General features: G+C 34.4%; 18 protein-coding genes. 7 read left to right on the top strand and 11 right to left on the bottom strand.

The window, feature by feature from the left end; translation table 11 throughout:
* Positions 1 to 125 precede the first annotated feature (125 nt).
* Positions 126 to 632 carry an acetolactate synthase small subunit gene (gene ilvN, locus ACIDC4_RS00190; RefSeq protein ID WP_412043831.1) on the top strand — a complete coding sequence of 169 codons (507 nt, stop codon included), beginning with the start codon at positions 126 to 128 and terminating at the stop codon, positions 630 to 632.
* Here the strand turns inward: ilvN and ACIDC4_RS00195 are convergent.
* Together ACIDC4_RS00195 and ACIDC4_RS00200 are read right to left on the bottom strand one after the other, a co-directional pair.
* Positions 629 to 1,234: a hypothetical protein gene (locus ACIDC4_RS00195; RefSeq protein ID WP_412043832.1), complete on the bottom strand. Its 606-nt coding sequence runs from the start codon at positions 1,232 to 1,234 to the stop codon at positions 629 to 631. The genes ilvN and ACIDC4_RS00195 overlap by 4 nt on opposite strands.
* A 241-nt stretch (positions 1,235 to 1,475) precedes the next feature.
* Entirely contained in the window at positions 1,476 to 2,000 is a 525-nt protein-coding gene (locus tag ACIDC4_RS00200) for a PPC domain-containing DNA-binding protein (protein WP_412043833.1), read from the bottom strand.
* Between the two features lie 120 nt (positions 2,001 to 2,120).
* On the opposite strand from ACIDC4_RS00200, the gene ACIDC4_RS00205 reads away from it, so the two are divergent.
* Positions 2,121 to 3,341: a DUF763 domain-containing protein gene (locus ACIDC4_RS00205; protein ID WP_412043834.1), complete on the top strand. Its 1,221-nt coding sequence runs from the start codon at positions 2,121 to 2,123 to the stop codon at positions 3,339 to 3,341.
* A 64-nt stretch (positions 3,342 to 3,405) separates the two neighbouring features.
* On the opposite strand, the gene ACIDC4_RS00210 is transcribed toward ACIDC4_RS00205, so the two are convergent.
* From ACIDC4_RS00210 to ACIDC4_RS00240, 7 genes are all read right to left on the bottom strand, one after another.
* Positions 3,406 to 3,600 carry a hypothetical protein gene (locus ACIDC4_RS00210; RefSeq protein WP_065449850.1) on the bottom strand — a complete coding sequence of 65 codons (195 nt, stop codon included), beginning with the start codon at positions 3,598 to 3,600 and terminating at the stop codon, positions 3,406 to 3,408.
* A gap of 177 nt (positions 3,601 to 3,777) precedes the next feature.
* Positions 3,778 to 4,005 (bottom strand): hypothetical protein, encoded by a 228-nt coding sequence (locus tag ACIDC4_RS00215; RefSeq protein WP_488381120.1) that lies wholly within the window; start codon positions 4,003 to 4,005, stop codon positions 3,778 to 3,780.
* A gap of 13 nt (positions 4,006 to 4,018) precedes the next feature.
* The gene (locus ACIDC4_RS00220; RefSeq protein WP_412043835.1) at positions 4,019 to 4,804 is read right to left on the bottom strand and encodes a sensor histidine kinase; all 786 of its coding nucleotides are present in this window, start codon (positions 4,802 to 4,804) and stop codon (positions 4,019 to 4,021) included.
* Between the two features lie 62 nt (positions 4,805 to 4,866).
* Entirely contained in the window at positions 4,867 to 5,205 is a 339-nt protein-coding gene (locus ACIDC4_RS00225) for a hypothetical protein (protein ID WP_208686621.1), read from the bottom strand.
* Between the two features lie 254 nt (positions 5,206 to 5,459).
* On the bottom strand, positions 5,460 to 6,476 hold the full coding sequence (locus ACIDC4_RS00230; RefSeq protein ID WP_412043837.1) for a helix-turn-helix domain-containing protein: 1,017 nt from the start codon (positions 6,474 to 6,476) through the stop codon (positions 5,460 to 5,462).
* Complete coding sequence (locus tag ACIDC4_RS00235; protein WP_412043838.1) at positions 6,476 to 7,456, bottom strand: helix-turn-helix domain-containing protein; 981 nt, start codon at positions 7,454 to 7,456, stop codon at positions 6,476 to 6,478. The genes ACIDC4_RS00230 and ACIDC4_RS00235 overlap by 1 nt, the downstream gene beginning before the upstream one ends.
* Before the next feature lie 420 nt (positions 7,457 to 7,876).
* On the bottom strand, positions 7,877 to 8,644 hold the full coding sequence (locus ACIDC4_RS00240; protein ID WP_412043839.1) for a helix-turn-helix transcriptional regulator: 768 nt from the start codon (positions 8,642 to 8,644) through the stop codon (positions 7,877 to 7,879).
* Between the two features lie 162 nt (positions 8,645 to 8,806).
* On the opposite strand from ACIDC4_RS00240, the gene ACIDC4_RS00245 reads away from it, so the two are divergent.
* The 3 genes from ACIDC4_RS00245 to ACIDC4_RS00255 all read left to right on the top strand — a co-directional run bounded on the left by ACIDC4_RS00245 (position 8,807) and on the right by ACIDC4_RS00255 (position 11,115).
* A complete protein-coding gene (locus tag ACIDC4_RS00245) occupies positions 8,807 to 9,457 on the top strand; it encodes a DUF1349 domain-containing protein (RefSeq protein WP_412043840.1) in 651 nt (216 codons plus the stop codon).
* 73 nt (positions 9,458 to 9,530) lie between these two features.
* Positions 9,531 to 10,811, top strand: coding sequence for a M20 metallopeptidase family protein (locus ACIDC4_RS00250; RefSeq protein WP_412043841.1), 1,281 nt, complete (start codon positions 9,531 to 9,533; stop codon positions 10,809 to 10,811).
* Positions 10,812 to 10,830: 19 nt separating this feature from the next.
* Positions 10,831 to 11,115 (top strand): hypothetical protein, encoded by a 285-nt coding sequence (locus ACIDC4_RS00255; RefSeq protein ID WP_412043842.1) that lies wholly within the window; start codon positions 10,831 to 10,833, stop codon positions 11,113 to 11,115.
* On the opposite strand, the gene ACIDC4_RS00260 is transcribed toward ACIDC4_RS00255, so the two are convergent.
* On the bottom strand, positions 11,116 to 12,726 hold the full coding sequence (locus ACIDC4_RS00260; RefSeq protein WP_412043843.1) for a family 43 glycosylhydrolase: 1,611 nt from the start codon (positions 12,724 to 12,726) through the stop codon (positions 11,116 to 11,118).
* Between the two features lie 39 nt (positions 12,727 to 12,765).
* Positions 12,766 to 14,136 (bottom strand): glycoside hydrolase family 28 protein, encoded by a 1,371-nt coding sequence (locus ACIDC4_RS00265; protein WP_412043844.1) that lies wholly within the window; start codon positions 14,134 to 14,136, stop codon positions 12,766 to 12,768.
* Positions 14,137 to 14,753: 617 nt separating this feature from the next.
* Here ACIDC4_RS00265 and ACIDC4_RS00270 point away from each other — a divergent pair.
* Complete coding sequence (locus ACIDC4_RS00270) at positions 14,754 to 16,049, top strand: rhamnogalacturonan acetylesterase (RefSeq protein WP_412043845.1); 1,296 nt, start codon at positions 14,754 to 14,756, stop codon at positions 16,047 to 16,049.
* 28 nt (positions 16,050 to 16,077) lie between these two features.
* Positions 16,078 to 18,936, top strand: a complete 2,859-nt coding sequence (locus ACIDC4_RS00275) for a glycoside hydrolase family 2 protein (protein ID WP_412043846.1) — start codon at positions 16,078 to 16,080, stop codon at positions 18,934 to 18,936.
* The last annotated feature ends 160 nt before the right edge of the window (positions 18,937 to 19,096 follow it).

The raw sequence follows: 19,096 nt of genomic DNA on the forward strand, positions 1-19,096 counted from the left end.
CAGGATTCTATTGTATACTAATAAAAAGCCTTTCTCAGTCAAAATGAGAAAGGCTTTTTTATTTTCCGGCAAACTCAGGCATTAAAATATCAAACCAATAAACTCCAATAATAACTAGATTTCAAATGAAAAAAGAATACACCTTAACCGTTTACACAGAAGATCAAATGGTAGTACTGCATAAAATCATCGTAATCCTTTCCCGACGAAAAATAACTTTGGAAAGCCTTAATATTTCTACCTGTGAAATGGATAAAATGTATCTTTTTACCCTTGTTCTAAACGAGACTTTCGAAGTTGTAAGAAATGTAGCGCTTCAAATCGAAAAAGTTATTGAGGTTTTTCAGTGTTATTACAGCACAAACGAAGAAATCGTCTGGAAGCAAATAGCATTATTTAAAGTAAAAACCTCTAGTGTAATCCATCCCGAAAATACAGATTTGTTGTTTCGAAAATACAACGCCCGATACATAACAATCGAAAAGGATTACACCATATTTGAAGTTACAGGACAAGAAGAAGAAATTAATAATCTAATTGTCGCATTAAAGCAATATGAATTAATAGAATTTATAAAAAGTGCCAGAATTGCCCTTACTATGAACAGTGGATCTTTCCAATTAACTGATTAAGGATTCACGATCTGATCATACGGAAGATTAAAAGTACCTTCGGTAATACTAATCGTTTCACCTGATGACACATTTCGAACTGTTCCCTCAAATGTGCCTTTGATACCTTTTTTACTTATAGATTCAATTTTTACTGTAAAAAGATCGTCGCCTATAGCGGTGTTATAAAGTATGGTTCCGTCTTTCGTCTGAATAGCATATCGACCCATCATTTCCAACTCGGCAGGTGTTGAATAAGTGCCTGCTGTAATGTTGCCGCCTACTCTCCATATTTCAAAATCTAATGATGGCGGCATTACTTCTCCAGTTTTAGTCGGATGCGGTCCGTCAAATCCTCCCACTACAATCATTTCAAAACGATCGTCGTTACCTCCGCCCTGAAATTTCGCCGTACGAAAATCAATTTTTCGTCCGCCAACACTTGCTCTAAAGTAATAGTCTGATTTATTTTCATCAGATCCTCCATCATCACTCGAACATGCTGAAAATAACAAGATAAATGCCGATGCATAAAACAGCTGCTGCACTAATCTCGCGGCTTTATTTTTGAAAGATGATGATTTTACTGCTAAAGAACGATTACTATTGTTGTTGTTTTTCATTATAATGAGTTTTGATTCACAACAAATTTAGTAACGCGCAGTACTTAAAACAATACCTGATTTCATGGTAATTTCTTGCTGCTTATTTTAATTTTAACCGCAAAGCGCGCAAAGATTTTATTACTGTGGTTTTACTAAATAAAAAGTTCGCAAAGCTTTATGTTTAACTTTGCGAAGTTTGCGTAACCCTTAGCCCCCGATAGCTATCGGGATTCGTTTAAAATATAAAAAGCGCTTTATATCATTTTAAACAAGGCAATTGCAGCACATTAGCATTCAAAGGCTGTTCTATTTTTCTTTCCAGCTTTTCGCTATTCACGGTAATATAAACTTCCATAGAACCCGTTCCTACTTTCAGGGCGAGAATATGTCCGCCATAAGCATCAAACTTATCATCTGTTGCAACTCCGTGAATGTGTATGGATGGTTTCCCTTCGTTCCAGGCTATAGAACCCGTTAAACTTCCCATCTCTACTTTATTGAAGGTTTTGGGGTTAAATTTCTTTTGATTAAAGTCATAAAAGCCAAACGTTACTTCCTGCGCGAAACCAATTCCGGTAAAGTTGGCCGACGGAATCTGCTGTTCTTTTGCCAGATTTTCGATTAAGGCCAGAACATTATCGCCTTCGCGCATTACCATCAAATAGCCATAATTGGTTTTGGCATAACGGCATTTTTGGCTGTCGTCTTTTTGTTGAGCGTATATCGAATGTACTCCAAAACAAAGAAGTAGTATAGCCAGCATTTTCTTAGAGGATAAAAACATAGTATTGAATTTTAAATTTAATTTATTGAATAAATGGTTTTTATGAAGACTGCCACCATCAAGCAACTCTAAATTTACGGATATTTTTTTCGTATTTTTGTATAAATTCAATCCTATCACATGAAACGTTCCGGTACAGCAGATCTTCCCTTGCATTATGGGCATGTTCCCTTATGGCTCGCCGAACGTATGTCTAAACTCGGTTTTGCTATTGTAGAAACTATTGCAATGGAATTTTCTACTGCCGAAGTAATCAGCAAACTCAGTAATCCTTTCTGGTTTCAAAGCTTTGGTGCTGTAATGGGAATGGACTGGCATTCGTCCGGAATTACAACTTCGGTACTTGGAGCTTTAAAAAAATCCGTAAATCCGCATTCTAAAGAACTTGGAATTTATATCTGCGGAGGAAAAGGAAAACATTCGATGCTAACGCCACAGGAACTTTTATTTGTGGGCGAAAAAACAGGTCTCGACGGCATGAATCTTGCCAACTGCAGCCGACTTACAGCTAAAGTTGATAACACAGCCATTCAGGACGGATTTCAATTGTACCAGCATAATTTTATTGTCGACAATAAAGGACAATGGGCTGTTATTCAGCAAGGAATGAATCCAAATTCTAAGACTGCCAGACGATACCATTGGCATTCGCAGGATTTAAAATCTTTTGTCGAGGAACCTCATACCTTTATATATGGTGAAAATCAAGGTACGATTTTAAACCTTACTGCTCAAACGGCAGCAAAATCCAGAGACGGTATTTTAGAATTATCCAAAGAATCTCCAGCTAAAATCATAAAAGAGATGCAATATCTTTCGATGCCCGCGCATCATGATGTACGCATGGAAGATGTTAATATGAAAAGACTCGGCGCCATGCTTTGGGCTACTCACGAAAACAAGCCTGAAGATTTTGAGGAGTTATTACTTTTAAAAGGAATGGGACCACGAGCTTTGCAGTCATTGGCATTGGTGAGTGAAATAATTTACGGCACTCCTACCCGCTTTGAAGATCCTGCGCGTTTTTCATTTGCTCACGGAGGAAAAGACGGACATCCGTTTCCTGTTCCGGTAAAAATCTACGACGAGACCATTGATACTTTGCAAAGAGCCATTAATCGTGCAAAAATTGGCAACAATGATAAGATCGATGCTATTCGTAAATTATCTGAAATCTCGCGAAAAGCAGAAGAAAGTTTCACGCCCAATGATAACTTTGATGCCCTCATACAAAGAGAACGGGACGAATCGCACAAATACAGAGGACGAACTATTTTTGGCGATGCTAAACCTCCCAAAAAAAGACCACCAAATCCGGGCAATCAACTCGAATTGTTTTAAAACTCAGCATATAATCAAAAAAAAAAACGTCTCAAATTTTAGGGTTTGAGACGTTTTTCTTTTTTTACTTTTTTTCTTCATTATCCAACTTATCGTCGAAATCAGGTTCTTCACCTTTAAATTTGTGTGTATCAACATCATAATTTTCATCGTTTGTTAAAACTTCATCATGATCCTTATATTGATGTTTTCTCATGTCACTTCGATTATCAGTACCACTTTGCTTAGCAGTATTCTGATTTTGATTATTTGTTTTCATGTGATGCGTTTTTAAGTTGTATTAAAATTACTTAAAAGACCTGCATCAATGCTTATACAATCATTTCTAAAAGTTACAAAATAACACTTAAATTATAAGGCTAATATTAAAATGAGATTCTACAGCAAATTCAAAGCATCAGCTGTTTAATCTTAAAAAAGAAATCAACTCAGAAATCTAATTGTTCTTAATAGGCATACTATACAAAGCCTTGGTATGTTTTTTTATTTTTGGATTTTTGATGATCAACTTTTCGTAAATAGTAAAAGCCCAAAGTTCACCATCAGACAAATCCTGTTCGCAAGACCAGTTACTCCATTGGTTTTTATAAACTAAATGTCCGTTAACTCTATATTTTTCTTTGTCTACAATAGGTTCAATTGTAACACTTTTTTTCGTATTCATATTAACTTCAGTTTTATTCATTAAATTTGATTTTAAAAACTGTTCCTTCTCCAACTTTACTCTTAACACTTACTTTTCCTTTCATTGTTTCGATTTGATTTTTTACCATGTAAAGCCCCAAACCTCTCGCCTTTTCATTTTTATGAAAAGTTTTATAAAGACCAAACAGCACATCACCATACTTATTAAGATCAATACCTACACCGTTGTCAGTCACTGTTAAGGTCTTTATTCCGTTTTTAATAAAAAAATCGAATGTAATTTTAGGTACTCGCTCCGGATGAGCATACTTTATCGCATTCGTACTAAAATTCAACAAAATACTTTCAAGATAAGCAGGATTAAAATGTACGATTGAACCTTCGGCTACATTATTTATAATTTCAGCCTTAACATTGTAATTATAACCATTAACCAGATCTATTACTTTGTTAAGGTAAAAATTTACATCTACAGGTTTTACAATAATATTGGTATTATTCTGAATTTTAACAATCTGGGTTAAATCACTTATAGTATCATTAAGATCATTTGATACAATGCGAAGCGTTTTTAGAATTTCGGCATTACTTTGATCTTCTTTTATATCCGTAATATCCAGAAGCATTTTAATATTACCAACATGTGTATTTAAATTATGAGAAATTATATTCGAAAAATTTATCAGCCTATTCATTTGCTGATCATACATTTTTTCATTTTTTTTCATCAAACTCATCTCCTTCTCTCTATGTAAAGAAATGTCAATTTGAGTTCCTGCCGGGCGCCAGGAATTTCCTTGAAAATCGTGTTCTGCCATGGGGTTATTTTTAATGATTTTTAAATCATGACATTTTATGCCTATTATAAATCAACCCGAAACTAGATCATATTAAAATAAAACTTTAATTGTAATCTCATTTCTGATTTTACTTTGGTTGGATCAAAAATTAGCAGGTCCTCAATCTTTTCCAACTTTGATTTAATTTCCTTGTTTACTGTCGAAACAATGAGTGGAACACCTTTTTTATATATTCTCATCAAATCAAGAAGTTCATTATCAGAATACACCACAAATATGATCACATAGTAATCCTTAATTACATCATCAAATTTTTTAAAATTCTTATAGACATCAAACGTGTAGTCTTCTTTAAATTCATACTTTAAAAATCTTGAAAACCCTTTTTGACTGTCATATACCAATCCTTTTTTTATCATTTTTTTCACTTTATACTCTTTTGATCATTAGTACCTTCATGTCTAAATTTTCAATCTGTCAATTCAAAAGATTATTTATTTAAGGCATAACTAAACTACATTTCTATACCCGTATCACATCTTAATTAAGGATACAAAGAGACTGCTTTTTTTAAAATTTCCACGCCCAAATAATATCACAATAAGACTTTTTTTTGCAAAGGCTTATAAATGTTTTAATTCAGAAATTGAGAAATTAAAATGATAAAATTAAATTATAGAGATACGGAATATTTTGTGTTACGGACCAAATCATACCGTGGATAACTTCTGTATTGTTCAAAATATTTTGCTGAAAAGCTTTTTAAACCCTTATAATGCAACTCATTAGCCACATCACTTACAGAATTAAATTCGCCACTATTTAATAGTTCTTTTGCTAAAATCATCTTACCTCTCAAGAAAAAATCATTAGGAGTAATGAGAAATTTCTTTTTGAATATGATCTTAAATTTGGTATTAGACATTCCGGCCATTTCTGCCAAAAAAGGAATTCCGGGAAATTTTTTCATCAGGTTTTCAAGCAAATAGTCCTTCACAGCATTTAAAGATTCATTTTCTTTCTCTGTAATATAATGATGAATTGGAGTGAAATTTGAATAGCGATCTGTAAAGTTTGCCAATAACCTAAGAGCGGCACCTCTTAAATAAATTTCAAATGCAGGATCCTGAAAAGATTTATTTTTTATAGAATGCATTATTAGTTTGCTTTCACTATCAATGTGATCGTTAAAGAAAAGCGCTTTTCTGTGTTCTTTTTTATTATCACATAACTTTTTTAAACTTTTATTATTGATCTCAAACCCCAGCAAATCGCTGGTTACCAAAAGTCTCATAGCATAAACACGTTCTCCTACAACAGGCTCAAAAACATTCGCAATACCATTATCAAAAACGCCGAGACCTAAATTAGCTTTATATCCTATTTTATGTTTTTCCCCCTGTAAATGTATCAAATTCATATCATCACTAAAATCGAAATGAATAACATACAATTCATTTTCTAATGCTCCTCTTTTTACGATAATTGGCTTTTTGAATATCAGATCCCATATCACAACCGACAATCCTTCTGTGACCTCTGTATAGAAAAAACCTCCAGAAGCAATATCTTCGGGCATGATAAGCAATTTCTCTTTTATTAGTTCTGCCTTGTATTTTTTAACAAGCTTCTTTACGAATTTGCGATGCCATACTGGTGTTACAGTATAGGTATGTTTAAGCACTATCATTACTCTAATTGTTTTACGAAATCCTTTGGCAGCATTCCAAAATATTTTTTAAAATTTAAAGCGAAGTAAGAACTACTGGTAAAATTTAAATCTTTTGAAATTTGGGAAATAGCCTGTCCTTCGCTCAAAAGCCGTTTAGCCTCTGTCAGTTTATTTTCGATAAAAAACGAATTTGGCGTCATCCCGGTAATTTTTCGAAATAGATTTTTATATTTTGTTTGTGACATATTTACTTTATCAGCCAAAAAATCTATGCCGGGGAAAATTTGATATAAATTTTCAATTAAATAGGATTGAGATTGAATAATATAAGTTAAATCACTATCGTTTACATTATCTATTATAGCTTTTTCGACACTTAGTTTCTCAATATAATCTGCCAGTAAACTATTTACAGTACCTTTTAAATAAAGATTGAAAGATATGCTTCTGATATTTTTGGATTTTAACTTATTTAAAAGATGATAACTTTCATTACTCATTCTGGTAAACTCAATAATTGTATTCTTTTTTGAATTTAAAATAAGATCAACTTTTTCCTGAAGACAAGAATTTGCAAGAAGATAGTTCTCTATTGCTTTCTTCTTAATAAAGATACAAACAGCAAATGTATGACTGCCAGCCGTTACGATATAATCAGAGTTTAGTGCACTGTCTACAATTGCTAAATTAAAATTCCAACGGCCTATTGGATTAGCGAGTTCATCAGACATCAGAACTGCTTCGCCCTCGGTTAAATTATAATAAATCCCTATAAAGTCATCATTTTTATTTTCCTGTCTAAAATGAATATCAGAATGATACACAACATCTAGATACAATACTGAAATACCAAAACCACATTCGAGAAAATATCTGTCGCCAGTATGGATATGCTCCGGGACGGTAATAAAATTTCCCTCGACTTTTCCTTCAAGCTTAAAAGCCAAAGGTTCGACCCAATCCAGCGTTACGCCATAATGATGTGTAATTTTTTTCATAGATATCTTTACTAAAGTTGATAATTAAAAACCTCTAAATAAAGTAATTAATTAAATTGCGTGGCAATGATTTTAAAGTGTCAGGATTAAATATATAGCTAAAAAAATAGCTTAAATTCTATCTAAAGCAAATTTGAGATCTTCCAATATTTAAATGTAGCTTATCCGTACAACTTCTATAAAGAAAAGTAAATCCGGCACTTTATAACAATAATGCAAATTAAAAACCTTTTTCAAATCAACTGAGCCACAATAATAGCACATGAGGACTTTTTTTATCTACAAATAGCTTTAAATCAGGTATTTTTCTTACTATTTTAAAGAACAGCCATGAAAACACTTACCAACAGCAATTTGTCATCTTCTTTTCTATAAAAAAATGGCTGAAATATTATATTAAAATTACAAATTAAAATTGACCTACAACAAATTCAAAGCATCCGCCGTTCGTACAGCTTCAATAGAATTGCTTACATTCAATTTTTCGAGGATATTCTGTCGGTGTCGGTTTACTGTATTTATGCTTATATTGAGCTGATCCGCGATTTCTTTACTGATAACACCTTTACCTATTAACAATAAAACTTCTTTTTCGCGCGATGTCAGCAAATTGATACAGTTTACATACGTATCCACATAAAAGCTTTCTCCCGTTTTAGTATTAATAATTTTCCCGTCGATACCGGTTAGCGTTTCTTTCTTCTCAAATAAATAATTGTAGAGGCAAACCGCCAGCCATAAACCACCTTCTGAACTGTTTTTGAGATAAAAACTACGATGTAAAATACGCTGATATTCGTTTTTACTGTTCAAAGTTCTGATTTTGCATTTAGTAGCATAATTCAGTCTTTCGTTGGGTTCTATTGTTTTCAAAAAATTGAAAAACTCCAGTTCCAGAAGATTCCTTTCAAAAAGATCTTCAGGATGAATGCGCTGGTAAATATCTTCTTCCCAAATAGAATCAATGGTCAAAAAACCGGAAGTGTCCATTTCAAAAAAGCTCCCAAAATCACCCGTAAAAATATAGCTTTTATTATCGGCCAGATCTGATAATACCGCTACCGAATGATCGATTTTCACAAACTCTTTCATGGTACAAATGGCCTCCTGCAAAGCTTCTTTGCGCTTGTCCAGGCTGTCAATCGATTCAAAAGAAAATTGATCTTCTAATTTGGAAATGGGATTCATAACACTACTTCATTTTATCTAATAGTATGAAACTACCATAGAGAGGGCTAAAAATAGACAATTATTTCATTAAACCTCAAAATGGTTATAAATAACTATTGCAGTAAAAATAACGAATCGCCTACTTTGTAGATTATTAATAAAATTCAAATTTAAGAAATCATGAAGAGAATGCACTTAGTTTTAATCTTTATAGGTATTATGACAGTAAAAGGAAATGCTCAAAAATTAAATTCAATGAACTGGCTTAATGAGCCCGCTGAGTGGGAAATAAAAGACAACAAACTCACGATGCAGGTTACGCCTCAATCTGATTACTGGAACAAAAGTCATTACGGATTTACAGTTTACGACGGGCCATTTTTGTATACAGAAAGAAGCGGTGAATTTGAAACTGTTGTAAAAATGAGTGGCGTTTACAAAACCAGATTCGATCAGGTTTGCCTAATGCTGCGAATTGATGAAAACAATTATATCAAAACCGGTGTCGAATATGTAGATGGCGTTTATAATATTAGTACTGTACACACCATTGATAAAAGTTCGTGGAGTGTAATGGGATTAAAAGAAAAACCAAAAAATGTCTGGATGAAAGCCGTACGCCGACTGGACGCAGTAGAAATTTTTTATTCGATAGACGGAGTCAATTATACGATGACCAATACGGTTTATTTTCCGGAACATAAAACGGTACAAGTAGGTATGATGGCGGCAAGTCCTGACGGAAAAGGCTTTACTGCTACATTTGAAGATTTTAAAATTACGCATCTTCCGGATCAAAGACGTTTAGAGTGGCTGAAAAACAATCAATAAAATAATGTAACATTTCTCAGAAAATGTCGTCTCTTCTATTGTACTCTTAAACAAGCCAAAATAAACCGAAATCATGAATTTAAAATTTATAGTATACATAATATTAAGCATTCTTGCGCTTTGCCAAAAGGCTTTTTGCCAGGAGAATGTAATTCATGAATCGATAAAAACCGAAACAGATCATATTTTTAATAAACTCGTTGACATTAGAAGAGACTTACATGAAAATCCGGAATTGGCCGGAAATGAAATTCGCACACAACAAAAAATCAAACAATATTTACTTGATCTTGGACTCGATGTCGAAACCAACATTTATGGTCACGGCGTTGTAGGGATTTTAAAAGGTGCCAAAAAAGGAAAAAATATCGCCTGGCGTGCCGACATGGATGCACTCCCAAATGACTTCGCTGATAATGTTGCTTTTAAATCTAAAGCAAAAGGCATTCAGCATGGTTGCGGACATGATGTACATATGGCAATCGCATTAGGAATAGCCGAAGTTCTTTCGAAGCATAAAAAAGACCTTAAAGGAACTGTTTATTTTATTTTTCAACCGGAAGAAGAAACATTTGTGGGGGCAAAAAACATGCTCAGCAGCAGTTCATTTGCTACAATACACCTAGATGAAATTTACGGACTGCATATAACCGCCTTGCCATTCGATCAAATAATGGTCAAGCCAAATGAAATGTTTGCGTACCAAAAAAGAATACAAATTAAATTTAAAGAAGATCTCACAAAAGAGCAGACAACAGCACTTACCAAAAAGATTTATGATGCTTTATCCCGATATGCAGCAGGAACTAAACCATGGGAAATACAAAATATGACCGACCCAAAGATTGGGCTTTCAAACGCAAATACCATTTTTAAAGATTACTTAATAATGGACGAGAAATTTGCTATTCATTCTAAAAATAATGAAATGATTCTTGATGCTTATTTGTATGAAACGAATGCTTCAAACTTAAAAAATATTATTCCTAAAGTGAAACAAGTAATAGAAGCTAATAATCTTAAGGATAAATTGCTTTCGATTGCATTTACACAGGAAAATCCAACCGTTATTAATAATAAAAAATTAACCAGCGGCGCAGTAAAAACACTTGACGCTATTTACGGCAAAGGATTCGTAGTGACAGATTATGGTCAGGTTCCTTATTTTAATGATGACTTTGCTTTTTTCCAGCAAAAAATTCCGGGTGTTTACTTTTTTCTTGGAGGTTCTAATTTCAAAAAAGGAATTATTGCTATGAATCATGCGCCTAATTTTACTGTAGATGAAGAATGTATTAAAACCGGAGTACGAAGTTTTTCTTCTTTAATTTTCGAAAAAGCGAATGGAAATTAAAACGCATAAAACAATTAACATGAAAAGCAAACCGCTAATGTATCGTTTTGTAAAAATAACAGCTGCATTTCAAAAAAAGATAAAAACAATGAGAGATAAAGATCGGTTCCTGAACGCTTTAATAAAAAGTAACGGACACCATAATGTTATAGATCTTGGTGCGCAAATTGGTCTTGACGAAAATGCCACTATGCAAATAGTGACACAGCTTCTCGCTGAGCATAAAATAGAATATGCCTTAAACGGAGTTTGCGATTACAGTTTAATGAGAAGTCAAAATCGGGTTAAAAAAGCGAATAAGTAATCACTTTTTCATCCTGACCAAAGTAACATCATCGACATAACAAAAAGCCTTTGCTTTACCTTCTGCCAGAAAACCAACTTCCGCCTTTCCTCCTTCTATCGGAATATCTACAATTGTAATTGTTTTCCAGGATTCATTTTTTTCTTTGATGTTGTATTGCAGTTTTTTACCGTTACTTAAAACGTACATTTCCAGATTGCTGAAATCATCACTGTTTTTTATTTTGGCTGTTAAGGTATACAAACCATTTTCGAGTTTTACGTAGGCCGAAGATGTAATAGTTTGAAATGTTTTTCTTTTAAAATTAATTTTATCACTGATATTCAAGCTTTTTTCGCCAATAACTACTTTTCTTTCGTTTTGAGTATTAAAATGATTTAAAACCGGCGAGTTAATACTGTCCAATCCTATCGAATTTCCTTCAATAACTTCACTTGCCCAGCCCGTTAGTTGTATTTGCACCGGTTTTACAGGGCTTGGAATATGCCTGCGATCCGCTTCGAAACTTCCGTTTTTGATATAATTGTTATCATCGGCTACTTTCCAGATACCGGTTTTTTCTTCCAGATTCCACGAACTTAATGAATTAAAATAAGGAGTTGTACCCTCAAATGAAAGCGGACACCATTGATTATATCCTAATCCGTTTCCGGCAAAATTGGCCCATCTGTCACCACAGAAAACGATGGTTTCCTGTTTGTTTCCTTTTACAGAAAAGAAAAATCCGGTTTGCGAAACATGCGCAAAATCCTCCGAAGCTCCATTCATCACCAACATATCATTTGTTGGAAGATAAGGCCCTCTGATATCATCAGCCACTAAGTAATAAGCAAATGATCCATCCCAGCCATAAATATTAGAGGCAAACATATAATACTTATTGTTGTACTTGAACAGGCAATTTCCTTCACGGCTTTCTCCTTTAAAAACTTCGGTACAATCCAATAAATTAATTTTTCCTTCTTTAATGCCAATTTCCGAAACGTATATTTTATTTCTGCCTCTTCCGTAAGAATAAATAAGGTACGATTTTCCGGTATCTTCATCTGTAAAAACCGTTTGATCGCCCGTATTACTCGTCCCGATCATTTTCTCCATATTTATTTTCTGATGCCATTCGAACTGACCCGTTGGAGTATCTGAAACAGTAATTAAAACCTCTTTATCATGCTGAACAAACATGGCATATTTTTTCCATTCTTTGATATACGCCACTCCCAAACGGCCGACCCACGTTTTGCCATTTTGATTGACTTTTTCTTTCGATAAAACATCTCCTTCAAAAACCCAATTGACTAAATCATTAGAACTATAACACGTAACCGACTGAAAAGTCGCATTGGGTAAAGTTACCGATGGATCATTACGATACGTATCAGCCTCGACATAATGAACGCCGTACCAATAGTATTTTTGTTTTCCCGTAACAGGATCTGCAAATTTAAATATCCCTCCACCCTGACTATTAATAGGTTGTCCGTCTTTGGTGTACCTAAAAACATCATTTTTAATATTCAACAATTGCGCTGAAACCGTATAAATACTGCACAGATTGATCATACACAAAAAAATCAATATGACTTTTAGGGAATATTTTCTTTTGATTTTCATTTTTTTAAGCTTTTTATTAAAATAGAAATTTTAAACCAATTAATTTTTAGCGACAAAATTTACTACATTTTCATGAATGGATTTTTCACCCGAAACCTTATCAGCAGTAACATTCTTAAGAAAGACATTCTCTACCGGAAGTTCTTTTTGCGCCAAAATCCTGGAAACAAACTTGACATTAGTTGCTTTTATATTTTCGAGATAGACGTTTTTTATTGGTGTCAATCTGCGTTCAATTGTGGGTACTAAATCTCTCCATTGGTACAAAACATCCGTTTCGATTCCCAGAATTCCTTCGTCGATTTTGCCCGATGTTATGTTACTCATATAAATATTATTCACGTAACCGCCTCTTCGTTCATTGGTTTTTATAAATAACAAATGATTGAGTTTTGCCCCATCCACAACCGTGCAATTGTCTATAAATACATTTTCTATTCCGCCCGAAAGTTCACTTCCTATTGCTACTAATTGATGTCCGTTTTTAACGATACAATTGCGCATTACAATATTTTTAGAAGGCGTATTCAATCGCCATGCATCCTGATTACTTCCTGATTTTATGGCAATGGCATCATCTCCCTGATCAAAAACACAGTTTTCTATCAACACATTTTGGCTCATTTCAGGATCAACTCCGTCGTTGTTATGTCCGTGTGCGTAGACTTTTAGGTTTCTAAGCACCACATCTTTCGACAAAAAAGGATGAATCGTCCAGAACGGACTATTGGTAATCGTAACGCCATCCATCAAAATATTTTCGCAACGATTGAACTGAATAAACTGCGGACGAAAATGCGCCGAATCATTGACCATCTGTCTCTCCTTCATTGGTTTGTTGTACGAAGCCAGATAATACAATCGCTTCAGGCTTTCCATATGCGCTTTTGGGCGGGCAAACCATTCTTTCCAAACGTCCATTTTTGCTTTCAATTCGCCTTCGCCGGTAATCGCAATATTCTTGCATTGGTACGCATAAATCAAAGGCGAATAATTGTAACATTGGTATCCTTCCCAAGTCGAGCGAACGGCTGGCAAATAATCATTTGGATCCTCTGAAAACAGTAATACCGCACCTTTTTTGAGATGAAGATTGACATTACTTTTAAAATGGATTTTCTTTGTAAGCCATTCCCCTTCCGGAATCACCACAATTCCTCCGCCTGCTTTATTGGCTTTTGCAATGGCTTTATTAATCGCTTCTGATGTTTTTTCTTTATTGCCTTTAATGGCTCCAAAATCTGCAATCGAAAATTTTTTGCATTTACTGAAATCAGGAATTTTTATTGCCGGCATTTCAAAAGGCGCTTTTACTACGACTTCTGTTTGTGTTACAGAAGTTGGATCTTTTTTGAAGGATAAAAAAATAAGCGAGACTAAAAGGCAACAGCAAAACGTTATTTTTTTCATGATGGAGTTTTATTTTTTTTTAATGAAACATGCTATTATCTAAACACAAACTATCAAGATAAAGGACTAAAAAGTAAAATCTGCTTAATCTGCAAAATCTGCGAGAAAAAATTTTTAACGCTTTGCTAAAAAATATAATGCCCGAAGGATATCGGGCATTAGACCACAAAAAACCACTTTTGCTTTAAACAAACTTAAAAACTTAAACAATCTATCTTTAATTGCCTTATCAAATTTCAGGCAATATCATTTTCAACAAATGCATTTTATACAGTAGCAATTATGCTCTGTAATTTGCTTTTGTAAAATAATACAATCAAAAAAAGAAAACTATCCTGTACTATCCTTTCTTATTGATCAATTTTATATTAAAAATCAAAGATTTCATTAAATAAACAATCAAATTGCAAAAGTATATCTCAAGAACAGTCAATATAACAAACGATTTCATAATTTTAAAATTCTGATAAACTTTCAAACAAAAAAATAAATACGTTTTCTTTTTAACATCATAGTACAGGATACTTTATCGAAACAGAAATTTTAGATTTGAAAATCAAATAAATTAAAACCCTGAAAAATTGATAAAAATCAGAACCCTTTTATTTTGTTTTTGTATGCCGGCTTTTTTATTTGCCATGCAGCCAAAAGTAAATTCGACAGCTAATGATAAGGACGCAAAATCTTTGTTGTTTTATTTTGGCACTGCCGCAAAAACTTCAAAAGGAACAATAGTTAAGAGTGCGATTGCATATGATTCTAATATAGGTTATGGCTTTGATTCTAATTCAGTTTCGAATGTCAACATCAACCCAAATTCTTTTTCTACCACAAAACCAACCTACTTTTCTGTAAAAGTTCCTGAAGGAAATTATCAGATAGAAATAGTTTTAGGAAGCACTGAAACTCCATCGAATGTCACCATAAAAGCCGAATCAAGAAGATTAATGCTAAGGGAATTCCCGATACAAAAAGGACAAAAAATAACCAAGACTTTTAATGTGAATGTAAGAAGCATTAAAATCGATGATCAAACAAATATCAGTCTGAAAGACAGAGAAAAAGAAATTTTTAATTGGGATGATAAACTGACTCTTGAATTTTTAGGCGAAGTTAGTATTCAAAGTATAAAAATCACTCCAAAAGACAATCTCACAGTTGTTTATCTGGCCGGAGATTCAACGGTTACCGATCAGGATGTTGAACCCTGGGCATCGTGGGGACAATTTATTACCAATTATTTTGATGATACTGTTGTGGTGGCCAATTATGCGTATTCAGGATCTTCATTGAGTTCTTTTAAAGGAGCAAATCGTTTAAAAAAGATACTTTTGCAAATTAAAAAAGGAGACTATTTGTTTGTTGAATTCGGACATAATGACGAAAAAATCAAAGGCGAAGGAAATGGAGCCTGGGGATCTTATTCGGAATTATTGAAGGAATTTGTTCAATCGGCCAAAGACAAAGGAGCGATTCCTGTTTTGGTAACGCCTACGCAAAGAAGGTTCTTTAATGAAAATGGCACTTTAAAAGAAACTCACGGCGAATTTCCCGTTGCAATGCGCGCTGTGGCTCAAAAAAACAACATTGCCCTTATCGATATTACCAAAATGACAACTGTATTATACGAAGCCTGGGGCGACGAAGTTTCACGAAAAGCTTTTGTACAATATCCCGCGAATACTTTTCCGGGACAGGAAAAAGCATTGGACGATAATACTCATTTTAATAGTTTTGGAGCCAACGAAATTGCACTTTGCGTAGTCAAAGGAATTCGCGAACTTGATATTCCGTTACAAAAACAAATTAAAAAAGAAACTTCGGATTACAATCCAAATAAACCTAATTTTATTTCCAGCTGGACACTACCTATGAGTGCTCGTTTCGAAATTGCGAAACCAGATGGCAACTAACTAACCGACCAAAGAATTCAAACCAATTATGATGCTCAAAAACACCATTCAAAAGTTTAGTATTATTGCTTTTACGCTTTTTATATCCCAAAATAATACGGCGCAGCAAACCGATAAAATCTATCTTTCGGGAAAAGATTTCGAACATCCCGTACAATGGGATTTTTATTGTACCGGCGGAAATAACAGTAAAGTCTGGTCTAAAATAAATGTTCCTTCGCAATGGGAATTAGAAGGTTTTGGCGAATATACCTATGGAAGATGGTACAAGGAGCTGAACCAAAAAGAACCCAGCAAAGAAGAAGGTTTGTATAAATATGAATTTGAAGTTCCTGCCAATTATAAAGATAAAGACGTTGTAATTGCTTTTGGCGGCGCGATGACAGATACTGAAGTAAAAGTAAACGGAAAACTGGCCGGAGCCATTCATCAGGGCGGTTTTTATGAATTTAAATATGATATTTCATCGTTATTAAAATTTGGTACCAAAAATATATTAGAAGTTCATGTCTGGAAACATTCTGCCAATAAATCCGTAAATGCTGCCGAAAGAAGAGCCGATTGGTGGTTGTTTGGAGGGATCTATCGTCCGGTTTGGCTGGAAGTTTCCCCGAAATCCCATATCGAAAATATCGCCGTAAACCCAAAAATGGACGGTTCGATAACAGTTGATCTTAACCTGAAAAACATCCCAAAAAACACTACTCTCGAAGCTTCGCTAAAAGGTTTAAACGGAGAAAGTTTCCAAACTTTTACTTTTCCTGTTAAAGCAAAAAGTACCAAAGAAAGTATAACCGCGCAATGGAATAAAGTAAAACCGTGGGATCCTGAAAATCCTAATTTATACAATCTGGAATTGGTTTTAAAACAAAACGGAACCGTTCTGCATCAATACAACAAACGAATTGGTTTTAGAACTTTAGAGTTTAAAAAACAGGACGGGATTTATGTAAACGGCACTAAAATTATCATGAAAGGGATCAATCGTCATTCCTTCTGGCCAGAAGGCGGACGAAGCACCAGCAAGCGTATCAGCGAATTAGACGGTAAATTACTGAAAGATATGAATATGAATGCGGTTCGTGGCCATTATCCGCCGGACGATCACTTTCTGGCGGTTTGCGATTCGTTAGGACTTTTTGTTTTGAATGAATTGGCGGGCTGGCAAAACTCTTATGATACAGAGACAGGAACAAAACTGGTGAAGGAAATGGTGACGCGCGATGTCAATCATGCATCGGTAATTATATGGGATAACGGTAACGAAGGCGGCTGGAACTACGATGTAGATAAAGTTTTTGCTGATAATGATCCTCAAAAAAGAATTGTGATTCATCCGTGGGCCGATTTTAATGGTTGGGATACACACCATTATCCGACTTATTTAACGGGAATGCACCGTTTTAATGCAGGTGAAAATGTATTTTTCCCTACCGAATTCATGCACGGAACGTACGATAACGGACACGGAGCCGCTCTAGAGGACTTCTGGAATCGTTATAAAGAAAGTCCGTTGTTTGCCGGAGGATTTATGTGGGCCATGCTCGATGAAGCAGTAAAACGCTCTGACTGGACGGGCGATGTAAAATTTGATTCGAAAGGTTCGCTTGCCGCTGATGGAATTTTGGGACCGCATCGTGAAAGAGAAGGAAGTTATTATACGGTAAAAGAAGTTTGGGCGCCTATTCAGTTTCAGCCCAAACAAGTTACAGCAACTTTTGACGGTTCTTTTTTAATCAAAAACGATTATCTTTTTAGTAATCTGAATTCCTGCAAAATGGAATTTAAAGTATTAAAATCAGATAACGACGTACTTTATACAAATGGGGTTGCGAAGGAAATTAGTACAGGTAAAATTGAAATTCCGAGTATTGATCCTGGAGAAACACGTAAAATTCAATTTACTGTTCCTAACAATTTTGCCGAAGGAGATATCTTATCAATAACTGCTTACGATCAGTTCAATAAAGAAATTTATACCTGGACATGGCCAATTCATAAAGCAAAATTTTATGCGGATAAGTTTTTAGCTGTTCAAGACACCAAAACCAAAGCATCCGGAATTAAAACAGGAAACGAAATTACTTTAAAAGGAAACGATATAACGGTTACTATAGATGCTGCAACGGGCGAAATTGTAACAATAAAAAACAAAACAGCAACTATTCCGCTTACCAATGGTCCTCGCCCGATTGGCATGAAAGCGAAATTAAAAGACATTCAGGTCTCTCAGGAAGGTGACAAAGCTGTTTGTAAAGTCAACTATTCAGGCGGATTATCTTCTATAAAATGGATTATGGAACCGGACGGAAGATTCAAAATGGAATTGGTTGCCTTAAAAAATGCTTCTGGCGGAGAAGGTTTTGATGGTGCTTTTTTTGAAGATAAAATCAACTCTTTCGGAATCACTTTCAGTTTTCCTGAAAAAGAAGTTACAGGAATTAAATGGTTTGGAAGAGGTCCGTACCATGTCTGGAAAAACAGAATAAAAGGAACGACTTACGGCATTTGGGAAAAAGAATACAATAATACCATTACTGGTGAAAGTTTTGAGAACCTCATTTATCCTGAATTCAAAGGATATCACGCCAATTTATTAGGCGCCAACCTTAAAGCCGGAGCTTCATCGTTTAAAGTTTTTAGCGAATCTGATAATTTATTTTTAAGATTATTTACTCCCGATTTGCCTAAAAATGCTTTCACAGGAAGTTACCCACAACCCGCATTTCCCGAAGGTGATATTTCTTTCATGTACGAAATTCCGGCGATGAGAGATTTCAAACCTTTAGAGCAACAAGGCCCACAAAGTCAGCCAACCAACATTCGTATTAAAAGCGGTGACGATGGGATTAAAATGAATTTATGGTTTGATTTTAGAAACAATTAGAAAAGAGTTTTTCTTGTTTCAGGTTTCAAGTTGAAATGAGAATTTAACCGCAGAGAACGCAAAGGTTTACGCAAAGGTCGCTAAGTTTTTTTTCCTTGAGTTTGTTTCAAAAAAAAGTTCGCAAAGCTTTATATTGATATAGCTTTGCGAACTTTGTGTT

Origin of the sequence: Flavobacterium sp. C3NV (assembly GCF_046825355.2) — a bacterium.
Lineage (GTDB): Bacteria > Bacteroidota > Bacteroidia > Flavobacteriales > Flavobacteriaceae > Flavobacterium.

What these genes read in the sequence shown, in the direction of transcription:
- ilvN (WP_412043831.1), top strand. Translation starts at nt 126, where the DNA reads ATGAAAAAAGAATACACCTTAACCGTTTACACAGAAGATCAAATGGTA.
- ACIDC4_RS00195 (WP_412043832.1), bottom strand. Translation starts at nt 1,234, where the DNA reads ATGAAAAACAACAACAATAGTAATCGTTCTTTAGCAGTAAAATCATCA.
- ACIDC4_RS00200 (WP_412043833.1), bottom strand. Translation starts at nt 2,000, where the DNA reads ATGTTTTTATCCTCTAAGAAAATGCTGGCTATACTACTTCTTTGTTTT.
- ACIDC4_RS00205 (WP_412043834.1), top strand. Translation starts at nt 2,121, where the DNA reads ATGAAACGTTCCGGTACAGCAGATCTTCCCTTGCATTATGGGCATGTT.
- ACIDC4_RS00210 (WP_065449850.1), bottom strand. Translation starts at nt 3,600, where the DNA reads ATGAAAACAAATAATCAAAATCAGAATACTGCTAAGCAAAGTGGTACT.
- ACIDC4_RS00215 (WP_488381120.1), bottom strand. Translation starts at nt 4,005, where the DNA reads ATGAATACGAAAAAAAGTGTTACAATTGAACCTATTGTAGACAAAGAA.
- ACIDC4_RS00220 (WP_412043835.1), bottom strand. Translation starts at nt 4,804, where the DNA reads ATGGCAGAACACGATTTTCAAGGAAATTCCTGGCGCCCGGCAGGAACT.
- ACIDC4_RS00225 (WP_208686621.1), bottom strand. Translation starts at nt 5,205, where the DNA reads ATGATAAAAAAAGGATTGGTATATGACAGTCAAAAAGGGTTTTCAAGA.
- ACIDC4_RS00230 (WP_412043837.1), bottom strand. Translation starts at nt 6,476, where the DNA reads ATGATAGTGCTTAAACATACCTATACTGTAACACCAGTATGGCATCGC.
- ACIDC4_RS00235 (WP_412043838.1), bottom strand. Translation starts at nt 7,456, where the DNA reads ATGAAAAAAATTACACATCATTATGGCGTAACGCTGGATTGGGTCGAA.
- ACIDC4_RS00240 (WP_412043839.1), bottom strand. Translation starts at nt 8,644, where the DNA reads ATGAATCCCATTTCCAAATTAGAAGATCAATTTTCTTTTGAATCGATT.
- ACIDC4_RS00245 (WP_412043840.1), top strand. Translation starts at nt 8,807, where the DNA reads ATGAAGAGAATGCACTTAGTTTTAATCTTTATAGGTATTATGACAGTA.
- ACIDC4_RS00250 (WP_412043841.1), top strand. Translation starts at nt 9,531, where the DNA reads ATGAATTTAAAATTTATAGTATACATAATATTAAGCATTCTTGCGCTT.
- ACIDC4_RS00255 (WP_412043842.1), top strand. Translation starts at nt 10,831, where the DNA reads ATGAAAAGCAAACCGCTAATGTATCGTTTTGTAAAAATAACAGCTGCA.
- ACIDC4_RS00260 (WP_412043843.1), bottom strand. Translation starts at nt 12,726, where the DNA reads ATGAAAATCAAAAGAAAATATTCCCTAAAAGTCATATTGATTTTTTTG.
- ACIDC4_RS00265 (WP_412043844.1), bottom strand. Translation starts at nt 14,136, where the DNA reads ATGAAAAAAATAACGTTTTGCTGTTGCCTTTTAGTCTCGCTTATTTTT.
- ACIDC4_RS00270 (WP_412043845.1), top strand. Translation starts at nt 14,754, where the DNA reads ATGCCGGCTTTTTTATTTGCCATGCAGCCAAAAGTAAATTCGACAGCT.
- ACIDC4_RS00275 (WP_412043846.1), top strand. Translation starts at nt 16,078, where the DNA reads ATGATGCTCAAAAACACCATTCAAAAGTTTAGTATTATTGCTTTTACG.